Annotated in this window: 21 protein-coding genes, 2 tRNA genes, 2 pseudogenes and 1 riboswitch; of the genes and pseudogenes, 7 read left to right on the forward strand and 18 right to left on the reverse strand. The window is 32.8% G+C overall.

Translation table 11 applies throughout. The features are described from left to right. Positions 1-4: 4 nt before the first annotated feature. The 7 genes from ABWO08_RS06030 to ABWO08_RS06060 all read right to left on the reverse strand — a co-directional run bounded on the left by ABWO08_RS06030 (position 5) and on the right by ABWO08_RS06060 (position 10,093). Positions 5-1,252 carry a DEAD/DEAH box helicase gene (locus tag ABWO08_RS06030; RefSeq protein WP_353084306.1) on the reverse strand — a complete coding sequence of 416 codons (1,248 nt, stop codon included), beginning with the start codon at positions 1,250-1,252 and terminating at the stop codon, positions 5-7. Between the two features lie 111 nt (positions 1,253-1,363). Further along, positions 1,364-2,086, reverse strand: a complete 723-nt coding sequence (locus ABWO08_RS06035) for a DUF2490 domain-containing protein (protein ID WP_353084308.1) — start codon at positions 2,084-2,086, stop codon at positions 1,364-1,366. A gap of 8 nt (positions 2,087-2,094) precedes the next feature. After that, positions 2,095-2,472 (reverse strand): mechanosensitive ion channel domain-containing protein, encoded by a 378-nt coding sequence (locus ABWO08_RS06040; RefSeq protein WP_353084310.1) that lies wholly within the window; start codon positions 2,470-2,472, stop codon positions 2,095-2,097. A gap of 479 nt (positions 2,473-2,951) precedes the next feature. Next, complete coding sequence (locus tag ABWO08_RS06045; protein ID WP_353084311.1) at positions 2,952-4,916, reverse strand: S9 family peptidase; 1,965 nt, start codon at positions 4,914-4,916, stop codon at positions 2,952-2,954. Between the two features lie 542 nt (positions 4,917-5,458). After that, positions 5,459-7,489 (reverse strand): FG-GAP-like repeat-containing protein, encoded by a 2,031-nt coding sequence (locus ABWO08_RS06050; RefSeq protein WP_353084313.1) that lies wholly within the window; start codon positions 7,487-7,489, stop codon positions 5,459-5,461. Between the two features lie 15 nt (positions 7,490-7,504). Beyond that, the gene (locus tag ABWO08_RS06055) at positions 7,505-8,611 is read right to left on the reverse strand and encodes a hypothetical protein (RefSeq protein WP_353084316.1); all 1,107 of its coding nucleotides are present in this window, start codon (positions 8,609-8,611) and stop codon (positions 7,505-7,507) included. Between the two features lie 126 nt (positions 8,612-8,737). After that, a complete protein-coding gene (locus ABWO08_RS06060) occupies positions 8,738-10,093 on the reverse strand; it encodes a DNA recombination protein RmuC (protein ID WP_353084318.1) in 1,356 nt (451 codons plus the stop codon). A gap of 85 nt (positions 10,094-10,178) precedes the next feature. Between ABWO08_RS06060 and ABWO08_RS06065 the strand changes: the two are divergent. From ABWO08_RS06065 to ABWO08_RS06075, 3 genes and pseudogenes are all read left to right on the forward strand, one after another. Further along, a pseudogene (locus ABWO08_RS06065) lies at positions 10,179-10,750 on the forward strand (pseudouridine synthase). 17 nt (positions 10,751-10,767) lie between these two features. Further along, positions 10,768-11,217, forward strand: coding sequence for a tRNA (cytidine(34)-2'-O)-methyltransferase (locus ABWO08_RS06070; protein ID WP_353084319.1), 450 nt, complete (start codon positions 10,768-10,770; stop codon positions 11,215-11,217). Position 11,218: 1 nt separating this feature from the next. After that, a complete protein-coding gene (locus tag ABWO08_RS06075) occupies positions 11,219-12,568 on the forward strand; it encodes a glycosyl hydrolase 53 family protein (RefSeq protein ID WP_353084321.1) in 1,350 nt (449 codons plus the stop codon). Between the two features lie 4 nt (positions 12,569-12,572). Here ABWO08_RS06075 and ABWO08_RS06080 read toward each other — a convergent pair whose 3' ends face one another. The 4 genes from ABWO08_RS06080 to ABWO08_RS06095 all read right to left on the reverse strand — a co-directional run bounded on the left by ABWO08_RS06080 (position 12,573) and on the right by ABWO08_RS06095 (position 16,527). Continuing rightward, positions 12,573-13,358: an ABC transporter ATP-binding protein gene (locus ABWO08_RS06080; RefSeq protein ID WP_353084323.1), complete on the reverse strand. Its 786-nt coding sequence runs from the start codon at positions 13,356-13,358 to the stop codon at positions 12,573-12,575. Positions 13,359-13,367: 9 nt separating this feature from the next. After that, positions 13,368-14,393 (reverse strand): iron chelate uptake ABC transporter family permease subunit, encoded by a 1,026-nt coding sequence (locus tag ABWO08_RS06085; RefSeq protein ID WP_353084325.1) that lies wholly within the window; start codon positions 14,391-14,393, stop codon positions 13,368-13,370. 31 nt (positions 14,394-14,424) lie between these two features. Beyond that, a complete protein-coding gene (locus tag ABWO08_RS06090; protein ID WP_353084327.1) occupies positions 14,425-15,561 on the reverse strand; it encodes an ABC transporter substrate-binding protein in 1,137 nt (378 codons plus the stop codon). 96 nt (positions 15,562-15,657) lie between these two features. After that, a complete protein-coding gene (locus ABWO08_RS06095) occupies positions 15,658-16,527 on the reverse strand; it encodes a T9SS type A sorting domain-containing protein (RefSeq protein ID WP_353084329.1) in 870 nt (289 codons plus the stop codon). A gap of 80 nt (positions 16,528-16,607) precedes the next feature. Then, positions 16,608-16,839, forward strand: a riboswitch (cobalamin riboswitch). An 80-nt stretch (positions 16,840-16,919) separates the two neighbouring features. Here ABWO08_RS06095 and ABWO08_RS06100 point away from each other — a divergent pair. The 3 genes from ABWO08_RS06100 to ABWO08_RS06110 all read left to right on the forward strand — a co-directional run bounded on the left by ABWO08_RS06100 (position 16,920) and on the right by ABWO08_RS06110 (position 19,966). Further along, positions 16,920-18,860 carry a TonB-dependent receptor plug domain-containing protein gene (locus tag ABWO08_RS06100; protein WP_353084331.1) on the forward strand — a complete coding sequence of 647 codons (1,941 nt, stop codon included), beginning with the start codon at positions 16,920-16,922 and terminating at the stop codon, positions 18,858-18,860. A 75-nt stretch (positions 18,861-18,935) separates the two neighbouring features. Next, entirely contained in the window at positions 18,936-19,454 is a 519-nt protein-coding gene (locus ABWO08_RS06105) for a GFO_1090 family protein (RefSeq protein WP_353084333.1), read from the forward strand. Between the two features lie 107 nt (positions 19,455-19,561). Beyond that, entirely contained in the window at positions 19,562-19,966 is a 405-nt protein-coding gene (locus ABWO08_RS06110) for a hypothetical protein (RefSeq protein ID WP_353084335.1), read from the forward strand. A gap of 35 nt (positions 19,967-20,001) precedes the next feature. On the opposite strand, the gene ABWO08_RS06115 is transcribed toward ABWO08_RS06110, so the two are convergent. The 6 genes from ABWO08_RS06115 to ABWO08_RS06140 form a co-directional block, all read right to left on the reverse strand. Further along, positions 20,002-20,445 carry a sterol desaturase family protein gene (locus ABWO08_RS06115; protein ID WP_353084337.1) on the reverse strand — a complete coding sequence of 148 codons (444 nt, stop codon included), beginning with the start codon at positions 20,443-20,445 and terminating at the stop codon, positions 20,002-20,004. A gap of 12 nt (positions 20,446-20,457) precedes the next feature. Further along, positions 20,458-21,297: a phytoene/squalene synthase family protein gene (locus tag ABWO08_RS06120; RefSeq protein WP_353084339.1), complete on the reverse strand. Its 840-nt coding sequence runs from the start codon at positions 21,295-21,297 to the stop codon at positions 20,458-20,460. 14 nt (positions 21,298-21,311) lie between these two features. Further along, positions 21,312-22,772 carry a bifunctional phytoene desaturase/3,4-desaturase gene (gene crtID, locus ABWO08_RS06125; RefSeq protein WP_353084341.1) on the reverse strand — a complete coding sequence of 487 codons (1,461 nt, stop codon included), beginning with the start codon at positions 22,770-22,772 and terminating at the stop codon, positions 21,312-21,314. A gap of 18 nt (positions 22,773-22,790) precedes the next feature. Beyond that, entirely contained in the window at positions 22,791-23,687 is an 897-nt protein-coding gene (locus ABWO08_RS06130) for a MerR family transcriptional regulator (RefSeq protein WP_353084343.1), read from the reverse strand. Positions 23,688-23,799: 112 nt separating this feature from the next. Continuing rightward, positions 23,800-23,881 (reverse strand) — tRNA-Leu (locus tag ABWO08_RS06135). Positions 23,882-23,921: 40 nt separating this feature from the next. Beyond that, positions 23,922-23,994: transfer RNA gene (locus ABWO08_RS06140), tRNA-Lys, on the reverse strand. A gap of 127 nt (positions 23,995-24,121) precedes the next feature. Here ABWO08_RS06140 and ABWO08_RS06145 point away from each other — a divergent pair. Next, positions 24,122-24,640: a shikimate kinase gene (locus tag ABWO08_RS06145; RefSeq protein WP_353084345.1), complete on the forward strand. Its 519-nt coding sequence runs from the start codon at positions 24,122-24,124 to the stop codon at positions 24,638-24,640. Here ABWO08_RS06145 and ABWO08_RS06150 read toward each other — a convergent pair. Further along, positions 24,632-24,771 (reverse strand): annotated as a pseudogene (locus ABWO08_RS06150) (phosphoribosyltransferase); the annotation flags it as partial. The gene ABWO08_RS06145 and the pseudogene ABWO08_RS06150 sit on opposite strands and share 9 nt — an antisense overlap.

Below are 24,771 nucleotides of genomic sequence, written 5' to 3' on the forward strand. Positions count from 1 at the left end.
CTGGTTAATACCAGCGTTTTTTATTCTTTTTAGAACCTTCTGATTTTCTTGAATTTGAAGGTGCATTTTTCTTATTTCTTAAATCGGGTTTTGCATCCGGATTTTCAGGAATGTCAGTGTAAGGATACGGATGATCATTTACGACTTTGACATTTATTTTAATTAACTTTTCAATATCTTTCCAATAGGGTTGTTCGTCTTTGGCACAAAAAGAAATCGCCAATCCGCTATTTCCTGCTCTACCTGTTCTTCCAATTCGGTGTACATAGGTTTCAGAAATATTCGGAATATCAAAGTTTATCACAAAAGGCAAACTTTCAATGTCAATTCCACGCGCTGCAATATCGGTGGCAACCAAAACAGAAATCTCTTTATTTTTAAACGCATCAAGAACGCGTTGTCTTGCATTTTGAGATTTATCGCCATGAATGGCTTCGGCAGTGACATTGTTCTTTTTAAGCGCTTTTACCACATTATCTGCGCCGTGTTTAGTTCTGGTAAAAACCAAAACATTATCAATCTTGTCGTTTCGAATGATGTGGTATAAAAGTTTGCGTTTGTCTTCTTTACCCACAAAATATACTTTTTGATTCACCGTTTCGGCTGTGGAAGAAACCGGAGTAACCGAAACATATTTAGGTTTCGTTAAAAAAGTATCGGCAAGTTCTCTAATTGCCATTGGCATAGTGGCCGAAAATAAAAGCGTTTGACGGTTGTCTGGAGTTAGTTTTACAATCTTTTTTACATCGTTTATAAAACCCATGTCCAGCATTTGATCGGCTTCGTCTAAAACCAAGAAATGCAAATGATCCAAATCAATAAATCCTTGTTTGTGAAGGTCTAATAATCTTCCTGGAGTAGCAATTAAGATGTCAATTCCTTTTTTCAGTTGGTCTACTTGCGGCACCTGACTTACCCCTCCAAATACCACCATCGAACGGATGTTGGTGTATTTTCCGTAGGTATTGAAACTCTCGTCTATTTGAATGGCTAGTTCTCGCGTTGGCGTAACCACAAGTGTGCGTATGTTTTTTTTCTTAGCAGAAGAGCCTACTAAGCGGTGTAAATAGTTGATGATTGGTATTGCAAAAGCCGCTGTTTTTCCGGTACCGGTTTGGGCACAACCCACTAAATCGGTTCCTTCTAAAATAATTGGAATTGCTTGCTGCTGAATAGGAGTGGGGTTGGTGTATCCTTCTTCTGTTAAGGCTTGCTGTATGTTTTTTAATAAATTTAATTCGCTGAAAGTCATAATTAGTTACTTGAACTGTTTCAAGTGACTGCAAAGATAGGTTATATTTTTTAAGCGCTATTTTTCATTTCAAATGAAGAGTATTTTGAATTTACTTGTCATTTATTTCGATTAATTGTCTTTTATATCTGAATCAATAATTGTGTTTTGTGATGTTGTTCGGAACAATTCTATAAAATAACCAATTTGAAAAAAGTCTCGACCTGTTTCATCATTTATTTTGTAGTCTAACTGATGTAAATAACCAATTTGTATAGTTGTTGCTTTTGATGGTTTGTAGTTAAATGCAAGTAACATTCTGTTTCTTTCAAAATAAGGTTCTTTGTCAGTAAAAAATAGTTCATTACTTGCACTAACTTGAAAGGGTTTGTATTCATTTCGCAATTTTCCAAAAGGATAAGAAACACCAAGTCTATAACGAAAACGGTTGCGGTAGCCATTACTTGTATATCTCAATTCTGCACGATATCGTTGTTCTATTTTAAGTTTGTAGATTGATTGAAAAAGAATAAACTGAGGCCAAATTCTGAATTCATTATTATTTTTTGGTAAAACAAAATCACCGCCTTCTTTGTAGGTTTGGTAACTGCCCGCACCTAAACTTAGCTTTACATTTTTATGAACTTTGAAGTTAATACCACCTTTAAACTCATAATAGTGAAAGTCATTGTAAAATTTTAATGAACGCATTTGTCCTTCTCCAAAAAAACTTAATTTTTCGTCAAGATTATATTTTAAGTTCAGAATATTCCAACTGCCAAGGTCAAAAGTCTGTGCAGTTATTGTATTTATTGAATAATAAAACACAATAGTATTTAGAAATAATATTCTCATTTAATAACTTATTTAGATTTTCCTTTATTTTGAGTAACAGAAAATGATTTTTCAAAGAAATGAGAATTGGGTATTGTAATTATTTCGTTATCGCTTGTTTTTATATACACAAAAAAGTAGTTCATTTCTGTCACTTCTCCTTCAAAATGATAATCTTTGTGTAATACTTTTACATAATCTCCTAATTTTACTGGATGATTAAAGAAAATCAAGATGCTCGAAGTTATATTTGAAAGTAATGACCATTGAGCAAAAAAAGCTATGCCTAAAGCTGTTAAAATTGTACTTGCAAATAATGCAATTTCATTTTGTTTAAATCCCCAAACTCCCGTTAGAAGAATAATTAGAGTGATTGTCGAAAATAGCTGTAATGATCTAATAGCCATTTTCCTCCTACTTCTTTCCAATCGGGTTTTTTTCAGAAAATTATTGATTACTGTTTTAAAAATAAAATACAAAATTATATAGCAAACTACTATTACTATAGTTTCAATAATTTGAATGTTGAACGCCTTCATTGACTAATTTTGTTTAGTTTCTTTAACTTTTCCAACTTGGCTACTATTTTCATAAAATAACGAGACTTTTGGTAGTAAGTGATCAAGTTATTGTTGAAAGAACCGCTTGGAATTATCATTCCATTTTTTTTGATATACTATGAACTGTTTTATGTTATTTGCAAGTGTAGGTTTTTTTTTGGTGTTATATTTATAACATTTTCCATTTCAATCTAATGTTTTTTTGCACTTACATAACAAATATAACTAAAAATTTTAATTTAAGACATTTCCAATTTCTTATAAATCTCAAGCCCCACTTTTGCCTAATCCATTTTTTGCGGTCGGTTTTTTTTCTGTCAGAAGTTTTACTCCCCAACCAAATACTTCTTCAAAAACCAAGAAATCGATGTGTAAGTATAATCACGATTTGCTTTTTTTGCAATTCCGTGTCCTTCGTCTTTTGCTCTAATATAGCTTACAGGCACCCCATTTTGCTTCAAAGCTTCCACCATTTGTTCAGATTCAGATAAAGGAACACGAGGGTCGTTTTCACCTTGATAAATAAGCATCGGCTTGGTAATGTTTTTGATATTTGTTAAGGGACTTATTTTTTCAAAATGTTCCGCCATTTTGGGGTCGCGCTCATCACCGTATTCTGCTCTTCGCAAATCCACCCGATAAGCAGAAGTATTTTTTAAGAAGGAAACAAAATTGGAAATGCCAAATAAGTCTATTCCACATTTTAGCCTGTTGTTGTAGTTTGTCATACAGGCCAGGCTCATGTAACCACCATAACTACCACCAATTACAGCCACTCGTGAAGAATCCAAATTGGGCTGAGTGGCGATCCAGTCGAGCAAAGCCCCGATGTCTTTAACTGAATTTTCACGCAACATAGCATTATCTAATTTTAAATAGGTTTTTCCATAACCTGATGACCCCCGAACATTTGGTACCAAAATGGCAATACCCAACTCGTTTGCCCAATATTGATTAAAGGCATTGAAACTTGCCGTTGATTGACCTTCGGGACCTCCATGAATACTTATGAGAACTGGCAGTTTTCTAATCGCATTTTTAGGCGTAATAAGAAAAGAGGGAATCATTCGAGTCTTGCCAGTTTGCTCGTCCTTGTCAAAAGTTGAATATTCAATCAATTTTGCTTGGCTAAAATTTTCAGGGTTCAAACCCGCAGTTTCGCTAAAAGTCCATCGTTCTGTTTTGTTGGCTTTCAAATTGTGGACATACACTTCAGAGGTTTGACTTGGTGTTGATAAGCCAAAAGCAATTAGATTGTTATCTTTGTTAAATTTCATTTGAGTAATTACACCTGGCGACCCTAAATTTAGAGGGGAATATTTTAGGGTTTTAGTATCCATCAAATAAGATTTTGAATAACCTCCCTCGTTTATAACAAAGGCCAGTTTTGAACCATTTTCCGAAAGTTCCATGATAACTACATCATTATTAATGTCAATAATTTTGGACATTTTTTTTGTCGCTAAATCATAATATCGTAAAGTCCTAAATTCTGTATCTTCATCGGAAGTAAAGAAAATTCCTTTACCGTCTTTTGAAAATATAAAATTACCGTATGAAATTTGTTTGCCAGTTGGATTGATTTCCTCTATTTTACCTGAGGCGGTGTCTAATAAATATGCTTTTACCTCATTAATTGAAGCATAGTTTGTGACAATCATACGACTTTCGTCTTGGTTCCAGTCGGCAATATTCCAGCCACCACCTTTATTTTCTAAAATCATTTTGGTATCAGACAGATTATCCAGTGGCGCAATATAAAAATCCAAATCTTTTCCGGTTCGTTTGGTAGAGGTAAATGCTATTTTATCACCCTGTTTATTCCACAAATAGCTTCCATTACGACTTTTTCCATCAGTCAAAAGCTTGGAAGTGCCGTATTTTCTATTCCAATAATAGATTTGAAACTGCTCATTACCACCAATATCCCTACTGTAAAGAAAGCCGTCTTTTCCTGGATTGGGGCAAGTGGAAACGCTAGTTACAGGTTCTTTAAAAAAAGTAATTTGCTCCCGATATGCCCCCGCCTTACTTACATTGTGTATTTGTGCCACATCGGCAAAGCGGGTGGTGATATAAAGTCCCTTTCCCGAAGCATCCCAATCGGCAAAATTTGCACTTCGGATGTTTTGATATTGCTCCAACTTTTCTGAAATAGACGAAGGAATTTCTCCCACACCCTCTACCAAAAGGTTTCCAATGGGAGTTCGTTGTGCTATTAGCGTAAAGCTAAATAGGTTCAGCAAGGCAAAACCAATTGCTGTTTGCAAGAATGAGCGTTTATTTTTCATTTTTAAAATTTATATATGAATAATATTTTGATTTCAATTAGAGTGCGGTCTCTTAAAAACTGCCGCCTAACTCATGTACACGCAGTGTATTGCGTATTTTTATTTTGCCAACATTAAAACAATAGAAATCAACACATTAAATTCGGCTATGTTTTAAGGATTTTTTTTGTCAATATTTAATTTATTTCAAATGTAGTTTTTTTTTATAATTTATCTAAACGACTAATTATTTTTCTATATTGTTTTTATATCTTTTAGCCCTATAATTTTGCCCTATTTTTCAATACCGTGTTTGGTATCTAAGTTGCAGTTTTCAATGGTCTATTCAATTGTTTTTAAGAAGTTATTTTGTAAGTTCAATTACATCCTCCCAAATATGTTGTTTGCCAAATTCACCCAAGTTTAAAATGTAATTTCCATCTTTGTCAATTACAGCGGAGCTAAAACAAGGATAATGCATTTTAAATAATAATTTACTTAAAGAACAATTTTACTATTTTGTCAATAAAAAAAGTCCGAATTAATTCGGACTTTTTTTAAATTTATTCTTTTATGAATTTTTGACTGTAGTCTTTATCATTTGAATCTCGTAGTAATAAAATGTAGGTTCCTTTACTTAAACTTTCAGTAGGAATTTGATTTGAAGTTATGTTACTTTCAAATACCTGTTTACCATTCAAATCAAATACTTTAGCTAATTTCAAAGTAATCTCATTATTAGTTTTTATATTCAATACATTTTTAGCAGGAATAGGATACAGGCTAAATTCAGAGTTAGTATATTCTTCTAGAGTCAATGTTGAACCTTCAACAACCAAAGTAGCATTGTTTATTGTTGGATTAGTAATGGTGTCAACAATTCCAGATGGCCATCTAATTATAATTTGAGTTATTGCAGTTTCTGTTCCAATACCAAAATGAGCATTTAAAGTACTTTGGTGGCTAAAGCCATTACCACTTTTTATTTCTCTTATTTGTTTTCCAAAAGCCCCATAAATTTCAATTCTCGCGCCAATTCCATTACGGTTACTTTGAATTCCTTGTAGTTTTATTTTAATCCAATTATTAGCATTTGGCACATTATAAAAAACCTGATTATTAAATTGTACATCTAGAAAACCATCATTATTTAAATCACCAATACCGCCTTCGCTAAAAGATAAATCGTATCCTGTAAAAGTTAAGTTGCCATTGTTTAAATAAAGTTCTTTGCTATTTTGCCATAAAAAATCCATCCAGCCATCATTGTTAAAATCGGCTGCTTGAAGTTCCCATGAGCCTACTTGAGAATCGATTCCTGATGCGCTGTAAACGTCAGTAAAAGTGCCGTCACCATTATTTCTGTATAATTTATTTGTGTCGGATATGTTTGATAATAAAATATCCATATCGCCATCATTATCATAATCTTCAATTGCACTCGACCAAGATTGAGCACCATCGTTAATTCCTGCCACTGCCCCAGATTCAGTAAATGTGCCGTTGCCATTATTTTTATAAAATAAATTTATTCTTTGAGGATCTCCAACTGCTGCACCACCTCTACATTTAGCTAAATACATGTCGATGTCTCCATCATTATCAAGATCACTCCATTGGGATTGGTAGTTACCTCCAACTGCTAAAGTAGGCATTAACGAAATGTCAAAATTTAAATTTCCTGTACCATCATTTCTATAAGCATGACTTTGTGCCACATCATGACAAGCCCATAAGTCTAAGTGACCATCGTTGTTGATGTCAACAAAATTCGCTCTTTGTGTAAATATATTTTGAGGATAAGCAAATTCAGTGTAACCGGAACCTGTCGCATTTGCTTTAATTACCGCAACACGGTTTCCGCTTCCAAAAACCAAATCATTGTATCCGTTTTTATCAAAATCCCCCGCTGTAATACTCCAGCTAGGAGTAGCTGTTAAGTTTGGTAATGGATAAATTGTTGATGTAAATCCGCCACCAGTTGTATTCTGTGTTAATACCGTCATTTGATTGGTTTGTACGGTAGCAATATCGTCTAAATAATCACCATTTAAATCCGCTACACTACAAATTGTTGCGCTAGAAGTAATTGATGCTGGTGTAAATGAAATAGGAGGTATGGCAACGGGAGCTTCAGTTAATTGAAAATCAAATCCTAATGGACTTGCTGCGCTCCATCGGTTGTCCCAAGCAAAATAATAGGTGTTTCCTGCTAATGCAATAAATGTAACTACAGAAAGGTATGAATTTGTATTTGAACCGTTGTTACACGCTATAACACCTGCATCATCATCTGAAGCCAAACAAGATAAACTTGAACAAGATCCTGAATACACATTAATAAAAGTGTCTTTACAAATATTAATAGCTAGATCTGAACTTATTGTGACGGTGTAATTTTGAGTTGGTGTGTACGAGTACCAATTTGCTTTTGTAGCATTTGTTGAATAACAAGGTGTTACAGTGTTTGTTCCAGTTATTTCGGTAACGGTATGCAATCCAGCAGTTATGGCTTGCGCAGTAGCGCAAGTTCCTTGAGCATGTGAAAATTGAATTCCGCAGAATAAAAAGAAGAGTAAAGTAATTTTTTTCATTTTATTTTTTAGTTATTAGTGGCAATTTGCCGGAAGCGAATTAATCCAATCTTTCATTAACTGAACTCCTTCTTGATGCACTAAAGTTCGGCCTATTATCGGCATCATTTCTGACGCCTCAGTGGAACTTATTCTATAAATCATTTCAGATCGGTTAGCATCCCCGCCATTAATTACAAATGGATTATTAGGGACAGCAAATAATGGAGTTAAGCATACTCCAAAAGTATTTAGATTAGTATTGCTGAAATTGAATCGTTGCGGTGTATAATCACAATGTCCTCCATCTCTATGACAGTGAGCGCAATTGATATCTATATAAGAACGCGCTCTTAATTCAAGTGATTTACTGGTATCTCTCCAGTCAACTGTAGAATGAATAGTTGATAATGCAGGGACATCGTTGCCTAGAATTCCTAAATTTTTCCATTTAGTAATTTGATTTTCAGGACCTGTACTGTATGTAAAAGTGGTATTTAAATTTTGTGGTTTAGGCCCAATAGGAATGGTGATTTCGCCTGTATGATTTGGGTTAATTTTATGGCAAGTAACACATTCTGTTTGCGATGGGACTGCATAATTTACATTTTTTAAAGTACCGTCATCAGCTACCCAAGTTACGGGTATTTGCAATCCATTTTCTGTAGATTCAAGTAAAGCATCCGTTTGATCTGCTTTCCATACATACGTACAAGCTTTCCATCCGGTTGATTTTCTAATTAGCAATCTCGTTTCAACTCTTTTTGTCGTATTGCTTGGTTGAACATGATCATAATAAAATGTTTTTATGATTGCAGTTCCAACAGGAAATTCAAAAATATTGTCGTCTCCGTTATAGGTTGCTTGAGTGTTTTTTGGTAACCAAATAAATCTTTTTTTATGAGCATAATCAGAAAACAATGCACTTGCAGGCTCATAAGGAATCACATTGGAAGCCGGAATTTGAGCTTTTATCTCTCCTTCAAAAAAATGATAATCGGATAATTTAGCATATGGAACCGTAGCCAAGTTTACAGAAACTTCAGGTAAATCTATATATTCTTCTTGATCAGAGTTGGAACAAGAAATTACTATTAATGCGGCAATTAAAGTTAGAGCTAAATAAGAGTATTTGTTTTTCATAAATAAATAATGTTCAAGCCAAATATATAATAATTAATCAAATATTATTCAATATAAGTAACAAATGTTCTTATAAATTGTTGAAGAGCTAATGATTAATTAAATTAAAAAAAAACGATAAGAAAATTATTCTTCTTTTTCTGCTCTAGAAATTATATTTTCTGGAAGCGATTTTTTGGCTTTTGCTCCCATTTTTTTAAGATTTTCAACACGGTTAATTAAGTTCCCCGAACCATCAACTAATTTGTTCATAGCATCAGAATACCCCGATTTTGCATCGTCTAATTTTTTTCCTACAGTAATTAAATCGGTCCACAAACCATGAAATTTATCATAAAGTGCTCCAGCTTGACGCGCAATTTCTAGAGCATTTTCTTGTTGTTTTTGGTTAGTCCACATGCTGTCGATAGTTCGTAAAGTGGCTAATAACGTAGAAGGAGTTACTATAACAATATTTTTCTCGAAGGCTTTATTGTATAAATTAGTGTCCTCATTTAGGGCAATTGCAAAAGCCGACTCAATTGGGATAAATAACAACACAAAGTCTGGACTTTCAATTTCATACAGATCTTGATAGTTTTTATTACTAAGTTGCTCCACATGTCGGTTTATCGAAATCACATGCTCTTTTAGGTGTTGTGCTTTTTCTTGGTCGTCTTCCTCGTTAATATATCGCTCGTAGGCTGTTAGTGTAACTTTTGAATCTACAATCATTTTTTTTCCATCAGGTAAGTTTATTACTACATCTGGAAAAACTCTATTCCCTTCTTCGGCTACAAAACTAGCTTGAACAAAGTATTCACGGTCTTTTTCTAATCCCGATTTTTCAAGCACGCGTTCTAAGATTAGTTCACCCCAATTTCCTTGCATTTTGCTATCACCTTTCAATGCTTTGGTAAGATTGACTGTTTCTTTGCTCATTTGCTCGTTCATTTCTTTCAGTCCAACAATTTGTTGACGTAAAGCAGCATGATAATCAATGCTTTCTTTGTGTGTGTCTTCTACTTTTTTCTCAAAAAGTTGAATTTTTTCTTGTAACGGATTCAATAGATTTACCAAATTTTCCTTGTTTTGTTCTGTAAATTTGGATGTTTTTTCTTCTAATATTTTGTTGGCTAAATTCTCAAATTCTTTGGTGAATTTTTCCTGAAGTTGCTCTACTTCTTGCTTTTGTTCTTTATTGCGCTCCCAAAGATTTTCAAAATCAGTTTCTTTTTTTGATAACTGAATGGCTAAAGAATCTTTTTCGGCTCGGATACTTTCTTTTTCATCAATGGATGCTGCATGTTGCTTTTCAAATTGCATGCGTTCCAATTGAAATTGCTCTTTCAATTGATTTATTTGTGATAATAAACCATTTATTTTTTCTTCTAATGATGCCTTCTCAGATTTTGAATTAGCATTAAAAATAAATTTCCCTAAAATTAGACCAAGGGCTAAGGAAAAAAAAAAGAGTAGTAAAAAAGAAGTAATTGGCGTCATTTTTTAATCAAATAAGTAGGTAAATATACTAAAAATTGTACTAATTGATTGCAGGATTAATACTATTTTTGTCAAAATTGTTTCCATGTCAAATCACCAACATTTCTTAATTCATAAACCTTACGGATATTTATCTCAGTTTATTTATGAGTTGAAACGAAAGAAAAAATTACTCGGTGAATTGTACGATTTTCCGCAAGGGACAATGGCTATTGGTCGTTTAGATGAAGATTCAGAAGGGCTATTATTGCTTACCACTGATGGCATGATTAGTGAAGTGGTGCGGAGTAAAAAAGTGGAAAAAGAATACTATGTGCAGGTGGATGGAATAGTTACTCAAGAGGCAATTGATAAATTGAAAGGCGGAGTGGAAATCGGTTTTAATGGAAAAAAATACATAACCAGAAAATGCCAAGCTTCAATTTTAGACCTGATTCCTGAGTTTGGTGAAAGAGGAAAAAAATACGAGATGAACGTCACGGTCCGACTTCTTGGTTGACTATAACTCTAAATGAAGGTAAATTTCGCCAAGTTCGAAAAATGACTTCTGCAGTTGGTTTTCCAACATTGCGATTAGTTCGCGTTCGTGTTGGGAATATTCATTTAAACAATTTGCAAGCAGGAGAAGTAATGGAAGTAATTGATTTTCAAGTTTAATAGTTTAATAAATTTACATGTTAAATATTGTTTTAGTTGAGCCCGAAATACCAAATAACACGGGAAATATTGGTCGGTTGTGCGTAGGCACTGAAAGTAGGTTACATTTAATTCATCCGTTCGGATTTGTAATAAATGACAAGAATTTAAAACGTTCGGGTTTGGATTATTGGGTGCATTTAGACGTTACCGAATACCAAAATGTTGCAGAATGGATGGGTCAAATAAAAGATAAATCAAGGGTTTTTTTATTGAGCTCTCATGCCGAAAAATCTATTTATGAAGCACAATTTCAAGATGGCGATTGGTTGGTATTTGGTAAAGAAAGTGTTGGTTTGAGTCAAGAAGTGTTGGCGCAATTTGAAAACCATTTAACGATTCCAATGTCGGGTTTAATTCGTAGTTTTAACATTGCTAACTCAGTTGCGTTTGTGGTAGGTGAGGCTAAAAGACAGATAAATTTATAAAATGAATAAAATAATTGCATTATTTCTAATTTTTTCTTCGGGTTTAAGGGCGCAATGTTTTTCAATTGGGGCAGATTTATCCTATACTAATTCAGTCTTAGCTAATGGGGGAGTTTATCGCGATCAAAATAACGCTGTGGTAAATCCGTATACCTTATTTGCTCAAAAAGGAGCTAATATGGTGCGAATGCGTTTGTTTCATACGCCGCAAAATATTATAAGTAATTGCGGAAGTTCCATTTCTGCAAATGATATTAATGATGTTGTTGCAGGTTTTATAAGTGCTAAAGCAAACGGAATGAAACTCAATTTAGCGATTCATTATGGAGATTATTTCAATGATCCCAACACCCAAAAAAAACCACAAGCTTGGGTTGGGCTAACTGGAACAGCGCTTCAAAATGCAATTTATAATTATACTACTTCTGTTTTGCAGACCTTAAAAAATAACAATGTAACCCCTGATATAGTTGCAATTGGTAACGAAACAACTTGGGGGTTTATTGATGAAAATACTACAACAGACGGCTGGGCTTGGCCTGAAGATGCGAATAAATTTAATAGTGCATTAACTGCGGTTGATGATTTTAATAACTCAAATAATACTTCAATAAAAAAAGCTATTCATTTTACAGACAATACTGCTTCTTGGCTTGCGGGTTTATTCACTAGTCAAAGCATAACAAACTTCGATATTATTGGAATTTCCTTTTATCCATATTGGTCTAATTTCACTTCCTTGACTCAATTAGGAACTTTAGTTAATACACTTAAAACAACTTACAATAAGGATATTATGATTTTTGAAACTGGTCTTCCATGGACTACTTCAAGTTCCGATGGGTATTCAAATATTATTAATTCAAATGGTAATTTTAATTACCCAATTACTCCAATTGGCCAAAAACAATTTTTTAATGACCTTGTAACTACTGTGTACAATGCAGGTGGTAAAGGGGTGTTGTATTGGGAGCCAGGATGGATAACTTCAACATTTTGTGATAAATGGGGACAAGGCTCGTCTTATGAAAATTTGAGTTTTTTCAATTTTTCAAGCAATAATATGCCTTTACCAATATTTGATGTTTTCGATTTTTGCAATGCGCTCTCCATTAATAGCCAAAACAAAAAGGACGTTGAATTATTTCCAAATCCCGTTAGCGAAATTATTTATTTTAAAAGTTTAGATAATGATACAGAAGTATCTGTATTTGATATATTTGGAAGATTAATTTTAAAGAATAAAACAAACGAAAATTCATTAGATATATCCGAATTAAACTCGGGTATTTATTATTTTGAGTTTTATGTTTTTGAAAATAAAATAGTAAAGAAAGTTATAGTAAACTAACTAACTAGCGAATCATAAAACGCCCTTTTTCGCTATCAAATTTTATATTCTCATCCATAAAAAGGGTGTCAAATATCCCTTCAGAAATTAAGTTACAAGGTTGATCCTGGACTACATTTTCCTTTGTCATTACAATCATTTCATCAGATAATTGAATTGCCAAATCAATGTCGTGTGTAGAAAAAAGAATACATTTATTTGATTCTGAAGCTAGTTTTTTCAATAATTTAAACAAAACTACTTTGTGAAACAAATCTAAGTGTGTTGAAGGTTCGTCCAAGATAATTAGTGGAGTATCTTGCGCTAGTGCTCTCGCAACTAATACATTTTGAAACTGCCCGTCACTAATTTCGTAGTATTTTTTTTGATCTAAATGTTCAATTTGAGTTAAAGCTATTGCTTGGTTTATTTTTTCTAAATCGGATTCGGTTAATTTTCCTATCCAATTGGTATAAGGTTGTCTTCCTAAAGCAATTAATTCAAAAACGGTCAAATTGCTTGGGGGTAATTTTTCGGTTAATACCAAACTTAAATTCTGAGCTAAATCTACTTGGCTAAAATCAGTTAAGTTTCTTTCATTCAAATAAACCGAGCCAGATAGCGGTTTTTTAAGTCCGGAAAGGGTTCTTAGTAGAGTTGATTTTCCAATTCCGTTTTCTCCAATTAAAGCAATTAATTTACCTGCTTCTAGGTTTATATTAATGTTTTTTGCAATAACATGCTCGCTCGACTTGGATTTGTATCCAATCGATAGGTCTTTTGAAGTCAGCAAGTTGTTATTAGTGTTCATTTAATTAATTTAGAGTAATCGATTTTTTCTAACCAACAGCCAAATTACAACTGGAGCTCCAACTATAGAAGTAATTGCGTTAATTGGAAGTGTAAAATCAAGACCGGGCATTTGAGAAACCATATCGCAAAAAAGCATAATTATGGCTCCAATTTGAATCGTGCTCCAAAATAAAATACGGTGGTTACTCGTTTGAAAAAGTAATTTAGCTAAATGCGGTACTGCTAATCCTACAAAGGCGATAGGGCCTGCAAATGCCGTGATGCTACCAGCTAAAATACTTGTTGCAAAAATTATGATTCTTCTCGATTTATTTAGATTTAATCCTAAACTCTTAGCGTAGTTTTCTCCTAAAAGTAAAGCATCTAAAGCTTTTAATGAAAATAGGCTTAATAGCAATCCAAGTGTTACTGCAATAGATAAAATGAAGATGTTTTGCCAAGACAGGTTCCCAATACTTCCCATGCTCCAAAAGGTAAATTTTTGCAATTTTTCTGCTGTGCTAAAATAGGTCAACACCGAAACTATAGCTCCAGCAAAACTACTAAACATCAATCCTGCAATTAATATAGTCATGGTGTCCCTCAAATATTTGGAAATTAACAAGACTAATAAAAGCACCGAAAAACTTCCTAAACAGGAGGCTAAAATAATTCCGTAAGAAGATAATAAAAAAGTAGAAATTACCGAAGGTAAAGCACCAGCACCCAAAATCACAAAAGCAACTCCCAAACTAGATCCCGAACTAAGTCCTAAAACATAAGGTCCTGCAAGTGGATTTCTGAATAAAGTTTGCATTAATAATCCACTGATAGAAAGACCAATACCAACTAATATTGCAGTGATTGCTTTAGGTAATCGAAAGTTAACGATGATGTACTCCCAAGTTTCTTTGCTTGCTGTGGAACCAAATAAACTTTTAATAACTTCTTTAATAGGTATGGCAACTTGTCCCAATGAAATATTCAGGAACAATGCTAAAAGTAATAGCAAAGAGAGTAAAGAAAAAAGATAATTATTTCTGGTTGAGAACATTTTGCGACTTGTGAACTACAAAGATTGTGTTTTATTTTAACTTTTCAAAAAAGAAAGGTTTGTATCCTGTCAATAATTCTGGGTGCAGAATTTTAACGATGTCTTTCAGAACGATGTCCGGTCTATTTGGAGCCAATTCATAATATAAAACACCTCCTGTTTTTCCTTTTCTTCCACTGAAAGAGAAAACATTTTTATTTTGAAAAGCTTTAAATTGAGCATAATGCGGATTGGTATCCAGCATTTCTTGAAGCGAACCAAATTGCCCCGAAGTAATCCATAAATTGGCATTTTTACCTTTTTCTAATACGGTTTCAAATGATAAGGAAAGACTGCCCGTTCCTTTGGTTTTTGCCCATAAATAGTTGCCTTGCGCTTCTTTTAATAATTGACAACCCCAGCTAGTTCCTTGTGGTAAATACCATTTGTCTTCATACATATCTCCAGCTAAAATAGTAGGATGGGAGGAGGCTCTTTTAGCAATTTCTAATGTGTGTAGATAGTCTTTTTCGATTTTATAGAAAAGGGAATTGGCCAATTCTTGTTTGCCATATAAAGCGCCAAAGAATTTGATCCATTCGGCTTTTCCAAGCGGAGATTGCTCATTCCAGTCGCCGTTAAGAAGCACTTTTAAACCATTTTTTAACAGGTTATCCAGCGTTGGATTGTTGTTATCTAATCCGTATCCAATAATCACATCTGGTTGTAAATCAATAAGGACTTCAGTATTTAAAGCTTGATTTGCTCCAAGCTCTTTTACTTTTTTAGCATCAATTAAGGAGCGAACTTTCTCGGATGATATGTAATTCAAATTCGGAAATCCAACTAGAGTTTTTTCAACCCCAAGCATTTCTAATGAAGGAATGTGGGTTGTAGAAGTCACCACAATATTTTTAATAGGAACCAAAATAACAAGAAACTGCTTTAAGCTATCGGGTACAATTCCGTTTTTTTCTTTTAGAATATAAGTGTACGATTTATTTGCTTTTGGCCAAGGATTTGAAACGGTGATGACAGAATAGCCTTCGTGATTTAGTATCGAAAATCCTTTTGCATAATGAATTTCATTTTTTGGAATGTTATTTTTTTGCTGGTCAACTTCCTTTTTGCATTGCAAGAATGGAAAAGCTAGCACTACCAATAAAATGATTTTTAAAAAACGAGCCATGGATTTATTTTTTGCAAAAGTAAACAATGTTATTACAAAATAGTGCTAGAGAATTATTTGAAGAGTAACAATTTTTCAAATCACTTATATGATTAATTACTCTTTAATCAATTTATAACAAGAATTTTTTTTATTTTCTAAATGAAGGTTTAAAAAATAAATTCCAGAATTAAGTTGAGAGGAAATAAGGTCAAGATCATTTTTATTTGACGTTGAAATCAATACTTTTCCAGTAATATCCATAAGTGAATAATTCAAAATTGTCTCCTCAGATTGAATGGTGAAATGATTCGAAAATGGATTGGGAGAAATTTTAATATTTTGTTTTTCAAATTCTGGAGAATTCAAAAGATAAACAGGGTAAGGAAATTCTGTTTGGCTTATTACAGAAGTGTAATTATCTAAAGCATTTTTAAGTGCTACATTATCGCAATCACAAACCACCTTGTAATATCTAAGTAAATCAATATTGCTTGACGATGGAGCGTATTGTTCATAATAGTAAACAGAATAATTTTGAAATATTTGATTCAATCCGGCATCATTGGTTTCAATTATACCGTTAGTTACTCCTGTTGGAACTCCAATAGTAATAGTGGCAATTTGAAGTAATAAATTATCGCTAAAAGGACTGGCATTAGTTGTTACTCTTGCTTTTACAACCACATTAGAATAGGCTAAAAGATCGGCGGTAAGTTGGGAATAATTGCAGTTATTACACCACATTTCTACATGTCTTCCATTAAATGGAGGATACAGATGGCCTTCTTTAAGGATGTATCCATAAACATTGTGGGTTTGTAATATTTGATTTAGCCCAACATCATTTGACTCAGTTGTATTGCCAAATGTCCCATTAAATAAAGGAGCGCCAATATTTTGATTGACTAATCTAATCTCAACGGCAGTATTTTGCGCTGAAAAATAGTTAGTTGAAAACAATAATAATAGAAACAACTTTTTCATAAAGTGAAGTTCAAATCAAATACGAAGTTACACTAATTTATTGGTAAATAATTTGTTTGTCTAATGGAATTAAAAAATCTACATTTGTACTTGTATTTCGGTTGTGACTTTGATCAATTTCAGAGGAACATTAAAAGGGAAGGAAGTAATTGAAGATTGAATCTAGTTTCAAAAATCAAAAATCTTACGCTGTACCCGCAACTGTATGCTAAAAAGCTTGTTGTTATCTACGATGTCACTTTTCGTCACGGCGAATGGGAAGGCCAACAATAAGACGCGAGCCAGGAGACCTGCCATTTACATTGAGTATCAAACTTTCGGGAAAAAAGGTTTGGGTATGGGTAATTCTGTGCTTTTCTCCCATTATTAGTAAATTAGTACTAACCAAAAAAATGAACAAAAATTTCATTCGTTTCAGTGCGTGTATTGCATTGGCGACCACTTGTGGCTATGCTCAAGTAAACGATTCAATTAAAGTAAAACAATTGGATGAAGTAGTGTTTTCGGATACTAAATTTTCTCAAAGCAAAGAAAAATCGGGGAAGGTAATCACCAAAATTACCGCTGCTGAACTCCAAAAAAAATCAGGTCAATCCCTAGCCAGTATTCTAAATTCTGTTACCGGAGTTGAAATTAATGGAGCCCAATCGGCCAATGGTAAAAACCTTGGTTACTACATTCGAGGCGGAAAAAACCAACAAGTATTGATTGTAATTGATGGAAATCCCGTGACAGATGCTTCCGGAATTAGTCATGAATATGATTTGCGTTTGCTTCCTGTTGATCAAATTGAGAGCATCGAGATCATGAAAGGCGCTGCAAGTACCCTTTATGGATCGGGTGCTGCCACAGCAGTGATAAATATTACATTGAAGAAATCTAGTAAAAAAGCAATTGAAACTCTTATTTATTCTAGTGTTGGCACAAATAATACAGCTTCTAATCATAAATATAACGGTCAAGATTTTAATCAAGGTTTTTCGGTAAATGGAACGATTGATAAAGTGAATTATTTGGTATCGTTGAATAGTACCGAAACTAACGGAATGTCTCAAATTGCAGAACCAAATTCCGATTCGAATTATGATAAAGACCGATTTTCTAGAATTAATTATTTGTCTAAAATTGGAATTAAAGCATCAGATAAATTGACATTAAATTTCTTTGGAAATTATGATAAAGTAAATAATGATTATGATTATCAGTTTGATAATACGGGTTTGAATGACACCGATTTGAATAAATCGAAAACGGAGCAGTTTCGTTTTGGGTTTTCACCAAAATTTATTTATGCTAAAGGAGAATTTAATTTGAATTCAAGTTTTAGTAAAATTGAGCGCAATTATCAAGAATGGAATTCTTGGACAAATGAGATAGATAACTCAAAATATGAATCAAGAAGCGTTACAGTTGATGGATTTAATAAATATAAATTTAATCAAGAATTTATAATCATTACGGGATTAAATTATCAATTTTTCGATATGAATACACAAACGCCTTATGGCGAATTGACTAGTGAAGGATCCAAATTTAATATGATAGACCCTTATTTTTCTGGTGTTTATAGTTCTGATTTTGGTTTGAATGTTAATGCTGGAGCACGAATAAATATGCACAGCCAGTATGGAAATCAAGTGGTTTATAATATTAATCCATCCTTTAATTTTGGAAAGGAGATTCCTTTAAAGCTTTTGGCATCCTATAGCACCGCATTTGTAACCCCGAGTTTGTATCAATTATATTCCGAATATGGAACGGCTTCATTAACGCCTGAAAAAAATACCACAATTGAATCGGGATTTGAAGCCTTATTTTTCAACAGGAAACTTACCATAAATGCTGTCGGATTTTATCGAGAGCAAAATAATTCAATAGGTTCTGATGCAAATTATAAATATTCCAATATTGAAGGTTTAAATAAAGCAAAAGGGGTAGAGACAACGCTACAATATTCGTTTACATCTAATTTAAATTGCAATATAAATTATACATTTACACAAGTTGATGAAGCATTAAATCGATTAATTCCGAAGCATAAAGTGAATGCCTCAATTGATTTTTCGGCAACAAAAAGATTGTTTTTTAATGTCAATTATCATTATGTAGATGACAGAAATGATACTTTTTATGATGGAAATTTATATAAAGTTGTTCCTGCAAAATTGGGTTCCTACCAATTATTGAATGCCTTAGTAAAATTTGAAGTTATTTCTAATCGATTTAATGTTTTTGGAAATGTAACCAATGTATTTAATCAGGATTTCACTGAAAATAGCGGCTATTCTACTCGAGGCAGAAACTTTAATATAGGACTAAACCTTAAACTTTAACCTTTTTTTATAACACCATTTATTTTGTTTCTGTATTTTTGAATGATTCAATTATTCACATAACAAATAGAAATCATGATCATAAATAGAATAGTAATTATCGTATTGGCATTATTTTCTAATGCTTTTTTTGGGCAATCAGCTTTTGATAAATTCGAAAATCAAGAAGATATTAATTCGATTTTAGTGAATAAAAAGATGTTTTCAATGTTGAGTAATGTTGAAGCAAATGATAAAGAAACGCAGCAATATATTAATTTGATAAAGAAATTAGATAACTTAAAAGTTTTCATTACTTCGAGCGATAAGAAAAGCAGTGACATGAAAATTGAAGCAGATAATTACTCAAAAACTGCTGGATTGAGTGAGTTAATGCAAATGAATGAAAACGGAAAATTGGTAAAAATATATGTAAAACCGGGCGCTTCAGAAAGTGAAGTAAAAGAATTGTTGCTTTTTATGGATGGATCAGGAAAAGACGAAAGCGTATTGATGTCAATTACTGGAAGTTTTGATTTAAATGAGATTTCAGCCTTAACCGATAAAATGAAATTACCTGGCGGCGCTGAATTAAAAAAAGCAAGTAAAAAATAAGCAAAGCCTTTTTGATATACCTATTCCGTTTGTTGTAAGATTCCCAAATCTACTTTTAAATTAATTTATTGGTCTTCTAAAACTAATAATAATTTAAAATTAATGAAATGAAAAATCAAATTTCAATTGCAACACAATCTATTCCAACTGCTGTTAAAATTTTTACCTGGTTATTAATTGGCGCTGGCTTATTCTTTTTTTATGTTTATACCTTTAACCCAGCACTTAGTTTTCCAAATGCCAATTTAGACACTTATTCCGCTAAATTTGGCTTTGAAAGTACAGGTGTTCGTATTCTAGGAAGTGTACTTGCTTTATTTATTTCTGTAGTTTACAATAAACCAAATTGGCTTTTTATTTCACTTATTTCAAGAGTTTTTATTGAACTTGGTGATGTCATTGTGGGTCTCAACCTAGACGGTGTTACAGCAAACACTTTTGCTTTAATTGTATTAGCTACAGCAGAAATATGGGCTGTATCAAAGCTTTGGAAAATTATTAAAACTAATTAATAAAAAAAAATCCCGATGGTTTCATCGGGATTTTTTTATTTTTTAAAGTATTTAAAAGGAACGACCAGCATTCCAAAACATTCTCCATCTTCTTTACCAATGTGCTTATGGTGCATTTTATGAGCTCTACGAACGGCACGAGAATATCTATTGTCAGCGTTTCTGAATAATTTAAATCGTTGGTGAATAAAAATATCATGCACCATAAAATAAGCAAATCCATAGGCGAAAATTCCTAAGCCTACCGCAATTCCTAGCTCAAAAATACCTTTTTGCCAAAGCAAAAAACAGCCAACACTAACAACCGCATAAAAAATAAAAAAAGCATCATTTCTTTCAAACCAAGAATTGTGATCTTTCTTGTGGTGATCTGCATGTAGTACCCAAAGAAATCCGTGCATTATGTATTTGTGGCTAAACCAAGCCATAAATTCCATGATGCAAAAAGTTGCTAAAAAAACTAAAATTTGAATTGCCATTATTATGTAAATCTATATTGTATTTAATTTATAACTAAAATAACATTTTGCAAATAATTGCATTTTTTGATAGTCAGAAACTCGAATTCTAGTGTTTTTTATTTCTGCCGAGGGAGTTTTCTTTAATTTGGAAAGTAACTTTTTATAATAAATATAAGCAGTGTAAACTCCAAATTTAGCCTCAATTGGTAAATTAATTATTCCTTGGTAGCTTGCTTCAAAGTCAGCTTCAATTTCAGAAATTATATTTTGTTTTGAAGTTTCATCCAATTTTGTCAAATCTGTATTTGGAAAATAAGTTCGACTTAAATCTTCGTAATCAGCTTTCAAATCTCTTAGGAAATTAACTTTTTGAAAAGCAGAACCCAATCGCATAGCTCCTTCTTTTAATTCTTGATATTTCGTGTCATCACCATTCACAAATACCTTTAAACACATTAACCCAACTACATCTGCCGATCCGTATATGTATTCTTTGTATTCTGCATCGGTATTATAATTTGTTTTTACTAAATCCATTTTCATGCTTTTCATGAAAGCCGCAATTAAATCTTCAGGAATATGAAATTTGTGAACGGTATGTTGAAACGAGTTTAATATTGGATTCAAACTAATTTTGTTTTCCAATGCAGCGGCCAAATCTTTTTCGAATAAATCAAATAATTCTTCTTTGTTATAATCGTGAAAAGAATCAACTATTTCATCGGCAAATCTCACAAAGCCATAAATATTATAAATGTCCTGTCTAATGGCAGGAGCAAGCATTTTTACTGCAGAAGTAAACGAAGTGCTGTAGGCACGAGTTACATTTTTACTGCATTCAAATGAGACGGTATCAAATAATGATTTCATATTTATCTAAAATTTCACCAATTTTTATTTATTAAATCGGCAACCAATTTTCCAGAAATTAATGCTGGAGGAACTCCAGGCCCTGGTACAGTTAATTGCCCTGTAAAATATAAACTTTTCACCTTTTTACTTTTTAATTTAGGTCTTAAAAATGCAGTTTGTAACAGCGTATTTGCCATTCCATAGGCATTTCCTTTGTATGAATTATAGTCCTTAATAAAATCATTAACGCAAAAAGATTCGATAAATATAATATTATTTTTTATTTCCTGCTTAGTTAATTTTTCCAAACGGGTAATAATTTTATCAAAATATTTTTCCCTTAATTCAGGAGTATCATCTAATCCTGGAGCAAGAGGAATTAAAAATATAGCTGCTTCTTTTCCGGATGGAGCTGAATTCGTATCGGTTTTTGAGGGGAAACTTGCGTAAAATAAAGGTTCATCTGGCCACTTAGGATTATCATAAATATCTTGCGCATGAACATCAAAATCTACATCAAAAAATAAAGAATGGTGTTCTACATTTTCTACTTTTTTATCCAATCCAACATAAAATAGAAGTGAAGAAGGAGCAAAGGTCTTTTTATCCCAATATTTTTCAGAATAGGCTCTGTGTTTTATATCCAATAAAGTTTCAGAGTGGTGGTAATCTGCTCCTGAAAGTACTACATCGGCAGTAATATATTTTCCGTTAACAACAATTCCAACGGCTTTGCCATTTTCAACTTCTATTTTTTCAATATTAGAATTAGTGTGAATGGTTACGCCAAGTTCTTTAGCCAATTTTTCCATAGCTAGTATTACTGAATACATTCCGTTTTTTGGGTGAAATGTTCCTAAACCAAAATCAGCAAAATTCATAAAGCTATAAAATGAGGGCGTGTCAGAAGGTTTGGCTCCTAAAAACAATACTGGAAATTCAAGTATTTGAACTAGTTTTTTGTTTTTAAAGCGTCTGCGAATGTCTTTAGAAATGTTGCCAAAAAACTGATTTACTTTCAATGCAGTTTCTACGGTTACCAATTCCATTGGAGAAACTCCTGGACGATAAACCAAGTCTTTAATGGCAATATCATAGTTGCTTTGTGCCTCTTTCATGAAGGCTTGTAACTTGGCTCCGCTTCCTTTTTCGATGGATTCGAAAGTGGTAACAATTTCTGGTAAATTATCGGCAATGGTAACAAAATCAAGTTCCCCAAAATACACTTGGTATGCAGGTGAAAGCTTAATTAGTTCATAATAATCAGAAGGCTTTTTGCCAAAATCGGCAAAAAATCGTTCAAAAACATCGGGCATCCAGTACCATGTTGGACCAATATCAAATGTAAATCCGTCTTTCTTTAGCTGCCTTGCTCTTCCGCCTATGGTGTCATTTTTTTCATAAATAGTTACTGAGTTTCCTTGTTGTGCCAAATAGCAGCTTGCCGCCAATGCAGAAAATCCAGAACCTATGATTTTGATGTCTTTATTCATTTTATAATGGGAATGGAATTATAATTCCTCTACAAATTCATGTATGTTTTGAAATACGCGAACGGTTTCGTTGCGTAATTTTTCATCTATGTTTTGGGCATTTCTGCCGATGAACCAAATTTTAGAATCTTTTTCTAATATTTGTTCTTTAACTTCGTCCAAATAAGAGTCAAGAAATTCTTTATTAGGCTCTACCGTAGTGTAGCAAACATATACAATGTTGTTGAAATATTTTTTTAAATCTTTCAAACTATCTACAGGAACGCTTTCACCAAGGTAAATAGATTTGTATCCACTTAAGATGATTTCATAATTAAGATACATCAACCCTAGCTCATGAACTTCATCCGAAGGAAGGTAAAGAACAAATATTTTATCCTCCTTGGTAGGAACATTGTTTTGAATTTTTTCGGTGTTTACCCAAATTTTCAACTTAATTAAATAGCTAATAAAATGTTCGTGCGCAGGACTAATTGTTTCTGCTTGCCATAAAAATCCAATTTCTTCCATTAGCGGAATAAATACTTCAAAAAATACTTCTCTAAATGATTTTTCAGAAAGCAAATTATTATAAGTATCTAGGAATAATTTTTGATCAAAGTTCATCATCGCCATTTTAAAAGAGCTAATCGCATGATTCTTGGCGCTTTTATTTGAGACTATTTCACTTACTAATTGGGGAATTTTTTCGGGAGATAACTTTGAAATCTTGGAGATTTTATAGCCATAATCGTGTAAAAGGGTGATATTAAGTATTTTTTGTAACCCTTTTAAATCATAATAACGAATATTGGTATCGGTTCGAAGTGGCTCTAATACATTGTATCTTTTTTCCCAAATACGGATTGTATGGGCTTTTATCCCAGTTAGATTTTCTAGGTCTTTAATACTAAAAGTATTCTTTACATTACTCATGGCTAATTTTTTGTTTAACAAAAGTAATAAAAAAAGTGAACAAAACGAAAATTAATTATGTATTTATTTAAACAAAAAGTCCAAAACATTGTTTTGGACTTTTTGTTTATCGTGACCACGATCAGATTCGAACTGACACGTCTTGCAACACCACCCCCTCAAGATGGCGAGTCTACCAATTTCTCCACGTGGCCATAAATAAAAAAAGTCAAGCTTGTAGCTCGACTTTTTTTGTGACCCGACTGGGGCTCGAACCCAGGACCCCATCATTAAAAGTGATGTGCTCTACCAACTGAGCTATCGAGTCATTTTCATTTCTTGAATGCGGGTGCAAATATAAGGCCTTATTTTTGATATTTCAAAGCTATTTTATTATAAATTTGTCTTTTTTAAACAAAAGTCCTTAACGCCTTAATCTGTAAGGTTTTATTCCAATGAAAAAAATTATATTATTAGGATATATGGGGTGTGGCAAATCAACAATAGCCGAAAAACTCTCAGGTTTACTACACCTTCCATTTGTCGATTTAGATAAAAGTATTGAAGTCAAAGCAAGAATGACAATTAACCAAATTTTCGAAACTTTTGGAGAAGTCTATTTTAGAAAATTAGAACACGATGTTTTTGTCGAATTGCTCGCTACATCCGAAAATCAAATCATTGGTTTAGGTGGAGGTACACCTTGTTATGCCAATAATCATGAATTGTTAAAAGGTGAGGGAATTACTTCTATTTATTTGAAAGCATCAGTAGAAACATTGTTTAATAGATTATCTCACAATAAAAGTAAACGTCCCATAGTAGCTAATAAATCAGAAGCTGAATTGCAAGAGTTTATCGCCAAACATTTGTTTGATCGCAGTTATTACTACAATCAAGCTGAATACAAAGTAGCTGTAGATGGTAAATCAATCGATGAAACAGTTACAGATATAATGTCAATCTTAGCTTAAATAAGCTGTGTTTTGTCCGTTTTCATCAAAAACAACTCTTACATGCTCAAGTAATGAAGTAGATAACGAGATGCCTTTAAAATCAGCTTTAACTGGATATTTTTTGTGATTGCGATCTACTAAAACAGCTG

Origin of the sequence: Flavobacterium sp., assembly GCF_040383245.1 — a bacterium.
In the GTDB taxonomy this organism is placed as follows: domain Bacteria; phylum Bacteroidota; class Bacteroidia; order Flavobacteriales; family Flavobacteriaceae; genus Flavobacterium.